Raw genomic sequence first — 5,741 nt, 5'->3', positions numbered from 1 at the left:
ATTGCTGCCCGAGGGGGTGCGGCTGCTTACGGCCGAGTTGCTGGCTGGCCCGCTCGACCCCGCCGCCGAGCAGGTGTTGGCCGCCGGCAGCAATCCTCAGTCCTACCTGCAAGCCCCAGCCTGGCTCTGAGTTGGCCCTGGGATTGGCTTGCCTGTGTCGCTCAGGGCTCCAGCACGGCCACGCAGCGGCCGCAGAGGGTGGGGTGGCTGGGGTGGCGGCCGATGTCGGTTTCGTGGTGCCAGCAACGCTCGCATTTCTGGCCGGCGGCCCGGGCCACCCGTACCGTCACCCCGTCGGCTTTCGCTTCCGCCAGTACGGCTTCTGGGGCCTCGCCGCCGATGTGCAGGGCCGACACCAGCAGCCAGTCGGTGAGGTTGTCAACGCTGGGGTGGGCGGAGCTTGCCATCCAGGCGAGGGCCTCCGCCAGCGCCGTGGTGCTCGCCCCTTCCGCCAGGGTGAGCTGCACCTGGGCCTCCAGGGAGGCGCCGATGCCCTGCTCCCGGCCCTCGCTGCTGCCCCTGTCGCCCTGCTTGCGGCAGCTCTCGAGCTGGCGGTTCACCAGGGCCCGCAGCTCGAGAATGGCGGCCATCGGCGGCTCCAGCTCCGGCCGGCGCCAGTCGCCAGGAGCGGTGGGCCAGCCCCGCTCGAACACCGAGGCCTCGGCCACCGGGTAGGGCAGGTTCTGCCAGATGTCTTCTGCCATGTGGCAGAGCACCGGCGCGATCAGGCCGGCCAGCCGTTCCACCACCAGGTGCAGCACGGTTTGGCAGCTGCGGCGGCGAAACTCCCCTGCCCCGCTCACGTAGAGGCGGTCTTTGGCGATGTCGAGGTAGACGTTGGAGAGGTCGACAACGCAGAAATTCTGTAGGGCTTGGAAGAAGCGGTAAAATTCAAATCGCTCGAAATCCCCTGTGACGCTGTCGATCAGGGCTGCGGTGCGCTGCAGCATCCACTGGTCCAGCAGGGGCAGCTCGGCGTAGGCCACGGCATCGCCGCCTTCAGCCTGGGGGCGCGGATCGAAATCGTGCAGGTTGCCCAGCAGGTAGCGGGCCGTGTTGCGCACCTTGCGATACACATCGGCCAGTTGCTTCACGATCCCAGGGCCCAGGGGCACATCGGCGGAGTAATCCACCGAACTCACCCACAGGCGCAATACATCGGCGCCGTAGGCGGGATCCTGTTTCTCGTTTTTGCCGCCCTCCACCAGCACGGCCGGATCCACCACGTTGCCCAGCGATTTGCTCATCTTGCGGCCCTTCTCATCGAGGGTGAAGCCGTGGGTGAGCACCCGCCTGTAGGGGGCGTGGCCGTTGACGGCCACCGAGGTGAGCAGGCTGCTCTGGAACCAGCCGCGGTGCTGGTCGCTGCCCTCCAGATAGAGGTCGGCCGGGTAGCCCAGGCCCCTCTCCTGCAGCACCCCGGCCCAGGAGGAGCCGGAATCAAACCACACGTCCATGGTGTCGGTGCCCTTGCGCCACTGGGCCGCCTCGGCGGCATGGACCGCCGGCAGCAGGCCGGCCTCATCGCGCTGCCACCACACATCGGTGCCGTGCTCGGCGATCAGCCCCTGGATGTGGCTGAGGGTGGCCCCGTTGAGCAGCACCTCGTCGGTTTCGCGGTGGTAGAAGACGGGGATCGGCACCCCCCAGGTGCGCTGGCGGCTGATGCACCAGTCGCCCCGCTCGCCCACCATGGCCTCGATCCGGTTGCGGCCGCTGGCCGGCAGCCACTCCACCTGGGCGATCGCCTCCAGGGCGGCGCCGCGGAAGCCCTCCACCGAGGCAAACCACTGCTCGGTGGCCCGGAAGATGGTGGGCTTTTTGGTGCGCCAGTCGTAGGGGTAGCGGTGCTCGTAGCGCTCCTGCAGCAGCAGGGCGCCGGCGGCCTCCAAGGCCTCGATGATCGCCGGATTGGCGTCTTTGAGCACGTTGGTGCCGGCAAAGGGGCCGGCTTCGGCGGTGAGGTAGCCGGCCTCGTCCACCGGGCAGAGCACCGGCAGCCCGTATTTCTTGCCGGTGTTGAAGTCGTCTACGCCATGGCCCGGGGCGGTGTGAACCAGGCCCGTACCGGCTTCGGTGGTGACGTAGTCGCCGCCGATCACCACAGCACTGGTGCGATCCAGCAGGGGATGGCGGTAGACGATGCCCTCGAGCTCGGCGCCCTTGAGGCGGCACAGCGGCGTCAGCTCGATGCCCAGCTTGACGGCGAGGCCTTCGCTCAGCTCGGCGGCCACCACCAGGTGGCGATCACCGCTGCGGCAGATGGCGTAGTCGAGGTTGGGGTTCACCGCCACCGCCAGGTTGGCGGGCAGGGTCCAGGGGGTGGTGGTCCAGATCGCAACCGCCAGGTTGGCGGCCGCCTCGCCCAGTTGGCTGGCGAGGGCCTCGCCCAGCTCCACCACCGGGAATGCCACGTAAACGCTGGGGGAGGTGTGGCCGTCGGGATATTCGAGCTCGGCTTCGGCCAGGGCCGTGCGGGAGCTGGGGCTCCAGTGCACGGGCTTGAGGCCCCGGTAGATGTGGCCAGCCAGCACCATGGCGCCGAAAACGCCGATCTGGGCGGCCTCGTAGTCCTTCTGCAGGGTGAGGTAGGGCGTCTCCCAGTCGGCCCAGATGCCCCAGCGCTGGAAGCCCTGCTTCTGGCCCTCCACCTGCTCCAGGGCAAAGGCGTGGGCCTTTTGGCGCAGGCTGAGCGGGGTGAGGTCGGCCCGCTCGCTGCTGCTCAGCCCTTGCAGCACCTTGAGTTCAATTGGCAGGCCGTGGCAGTCCCAGCCCGGCACAAATCGCGCCTTTTTCCCTTGGAGGAGGGCGGTCTTGTTGATGATGTCCTTGAGGATCTTGTTGAGGGCGTGGCCCACATGCAGGGCCCCGTTGGCGTAGGGGGGGCCGTCGTGGAGGGTGAAGCTCTCTCCGGGGTTCTGCTGGCTGAGCCGTTCGTAGAGGCGCTGCTCGGTCCAGAACGCCTGGATCTCGGGTTCGCGCTGGCGGGCGTTTGCCCGCATGGCGAAGGGCGTCTGCAGCAGGTTGAGGGTGTCCTTGTAGGAGGTGGCGGGCGCAGAGCTGGCGGTCACGGCGCCTGGGGCAGCAAGGGCTGATTATCCCGCCTGGCTGCTGGGGGCCTGGGGCTCGCTGGGGCTGGCCAGGCTTTGAGGATTTTCGGCTTCGATCAGGGCATCGATCTCGGCAAAGGAACTCACCACCACGGTGTTGGCAGCTGTTTCAGTGGTGTCTGCGGCTTCCTGGCGCACCCAGAGCTTGCCCGTGGTTTTTGGTTGCCGCCGCTCCGCCAGCCACTGGCCCAGGCCCCCGCTCGCTGTTGTCACTAGGGCAAGCAGCTGGGCAAGGGCAGCTCCGGCCTGCTTGAGGCTTGTCTGCCAGCGTTCGGCAGACCAAAGCCGCTGCTGTTCCTCCGGGCTGAGTTGCCGCCAGCGCCCCTGGGAGACCTCCCCCGCCAGCCGGCCGATCAGCAGGCCGCCGCACAGCACGCCCAGCATCGGTGCCCCGGTGAGGCGATCCGCACTGGTCACGAGCACCAAGCCGAGTAGCAGCACCACAGCGCCCCAGGCCGAATCCCGGGGCCGGCTGAGTTCGCTGGCCAGTAGGGGTAAGAGCAGGATGGCGAGGCCCAGCAGCAGCGCCAGGAGTCCGCCCAGGGTGGCGAGCATGGCCAGGAGGAATGGGTCCACCCATTGTGGGCGCGCGGGCTGGGCTTTCCCTACAGTCGCGATGCGCCCACCTGGCGCCCACCTGGCGGAATTGGTAGACGCGCTGGTTTTAGGTACCAGTGGCTTTGGTCGTGGGGGTTCAAGTCCCCCGGTGGGCATGGTTGGTTGCTTAGGTTGCCTTGAGCCATTGCTTAGGGCACGCTTCAGTTGCGATGACACAGGTTTTGGCTGCTGCCTCCAATACCGTTGCTGTGGCAGGTGCCAGGCCAGCGCCATCAACCCTGGTGCCGCGGGAATTTCTCGATCCACCGGCCCCCTGGAACCCCACGGTGGGGTTGTTTGTGGCGGGCTACGGCCTGGCGGGCCTGACCATCTGGGGCTGGTTTGGGGGGGGCTGGCCCCTGCCGCTGCTTCTGGCCACTGGTTTTCTGGCCCTCCATCTCGAGGGCACGGTGATCCATGACGCTTGCCACAACGCAGCCCACCCCAGCCGCTTCTGGAATGGGGTGATGGGCCACGGGGCGGCCCTGCTACTGGGCTTCAGCTTTCCGGTGTTCACCCGAGTGCACCTGCAGCACCACGCCCACGTCAACGACCCCAAAAATGATCCAGACCACATCGTCAGCACTTTTGGGCCCCTGTGGCTAATCGCGCCACGGTTTTTTTACCACGAGCTGTTTTTCTTTCGCCGGCGTCTCTGGCGCCGCTATGAGTTGCTGGAGTGGGGGATTGCCAGGGGAATATTTGCGGCGATTGTGATTGCGGCAGTGAAGTTTGGTTTCCTGCCCTTTGTATTCAACTGCTGGTTTGCTCCAGCCCTGATGGTGGGCGTCACTCTGGGCCTCTTCTTTGACTACCTGCCCCATCGCCCTTTTCAGTCGCGCAACCGCTGGCACAATGCCCGCGTCTATCCAGGGAGGCTGATGAATTGGTTGATCATGGGCCAGAACTATCACCTGGTTCACCACCTCTGGCCATCGATTCCCTGGTTTGAGTATCAAGCTGCTTATCACGCCACAAAACCGATCCTTGATGCCAAAGGATCACCCCAGCGGCTGGGATTGTTTGAAAGCAGAAGCGACGGGCTCAATTTTCTCTATGACATTTTCCTGGGGGTCCGCAGCCACCGCAAGAAGCGCAGCAAGTTGCGGCCGCTGGCGGCGCTGATGCCCACCCGGCATGCGCGCCGAAGGGTGCTGGAGCTGCTGCATAGAACGGCGGTGTCGCCAGTTCGCTGACACCAGCCAACTCACCAGTAATTCACCAGTTAATCCGCCAGGATTTTTGGCACCCGGATGAAGTCCCCCTCCCGCTGGGGCGCTTGATTGAGCAGCTCCTCCCGCACGCTTGTCGGGGTGACTACGTCGGCGCGGGTGACATTTACCACTTCCACGGCCCTGGTGGTGGGCGGCACCCCTTCGGTGTCCACGGCTTCCAGCTGGGTCACGTAATCCAGGATGCGTTCGAGCTGGCCGGTGTAGGTGGCGATCTTCTCCTCCGGCAGGGCGAGGCGGGCCAGCCCTGCCACCTTGCGCACATCGTCGGCGGTGATCTTGCTCATCGGGCGGTACTGGCAGGGGTTGACGCTAGCGCTCAGGCCAGGAAGCTCTCCAGATCCGCCGTCAGGGCCGTGGCGGCCAGATCGAGAAAGCGCTCCCCGTGGGCTGCCTGGGCCAGGAAGGGATCGGAGCCCATGCGGCCGTCGGGATGGCGGCGGCGGAAATCCTCGGGGCCGTGGATCGGCCCGGCTGGGGCCGATTCCGGCAGGGGGCGCTGCTTGGCCTGGAGGCTGGGCTCCAGGTGCAGGGTGAGGGCGATCTCGCTGGGGGTGGCGTGGTGCCCCTCGCGCTCGCCGTAGAGGCTGCGAGCTTCCTTCAGCACCGGCCCAGCCATGAACCAGTTGGCCAGCTTGCAGCGCAGCTGGGGGGCATTCGGCAGGCCCCGGTCGGCGGCGGTGGCGTAGGCCTGGGCAAAGGCCGCCTTGCTGGTGGCGATGTTGCCACCGTGGCCATTGATCACGAAGATGCGCTCGAAGCCGTGGCGCGCCAGCGACAGCAACACGTCGTGCAGCACGGC

At 66.7% G+C, this 5,741-nt stretch carries 5 protein-coding genes and 1 tRNA gene; 2 read left to right on the top strand and 4 right to left on the bottom strand.

What is annotated here, in order from left to right; translation table 11 throughout:
• Nucleotides 1–161: 161 nt before the first annotated feature.
• Together ileS and KBZ15_RS17045 are read right to left on the bottom strand one after the other, a co-directional pair.
• Nucleotides 162–3,002 carry an isoleucine--tRNA ligase gene (ileS, locus tag KBZ15_RS17050; RefSeq protein WP_255016411.1) on the bottom strand — a complete coding sequence of 947 codons (2,841 nt, stop codon included), beginning with the start codon at nt 3,000–3,002 and terminating at the stop codon, nt 162–164.
• 93 nt (nt 3,003–3,095) lie between these two features.
• A complete protein-coding gene (locus KBZ15_RS17045; RefSeq protein WP_255016410.1) occupies nt 3,096–3,665 on the bottom strand; it encodes a Ycf66 family protein in 570 nt (189 codons plus the stop codon).
• 76 nt (nt 3,666–3,741) lie between these two features.
• Here KBZ15_RS17045 and KBZ15_RS17040 point away from each other — a divergent pair.
• Nucleotides 3,742–3,823 (top strand) — tRNA-Leu (locus tag KBZ15_RS17040).
• 54 nt (nt 3,824–3,877) lie between these two features.
• On the top strand, nt 3,878–4,903 hold the full coding sequence (crtR, locus tag KBZ15_RS17035; RefSeq protein ID WP_255016409.1) for a beta-carotene hydroxylase: 1,026 nt from the start codon (nt 3,878–3,880) through the stop codon (nt 4,901–4,903).
• Nucleotides 4,904–4,932: 29 nt separating this feature from the next.
• Here the strand turns inward: crtR and gatC are convergent, their stop codons facing one another.
• Nucleotides 4,933–5,226, bottom strand: a complete 294-nt coding sequence (gene gatC, locus KBZ15_RS17030) for an Asp-tRNA(Asn)/Glu-tRNA(Gln) amidotransferase subunit GatC (RefSeq protein ID WP_255016408.1) — start codon at nt 5,224–5,226, stop codon at nt 4,933–4,935.
• A gap of 32 nt (nt 5,227–5,258) precedes the next feature.
• Nucleotides 5,259–5,741 (bottom strand): creatininase family protein (locus tag KBZ15_RS17025; protein WP_255016406.1); only part of this gene is annotated, 483 nt, incomplete at its 5' end.

Origin of the sequence: Cyanobium sp. BA20m-p-22 (assembly GCF_024346275.1) — a bacterium.
Lineage (GTDB): Bacteria > Cyanobacteriota > Cyanobacteriia > PCC-6307 > Cyanobiaceae > Cyanobium_A.
This window is presented reverse-complemented; position numbering and strand designations above follow the sequence as displayed.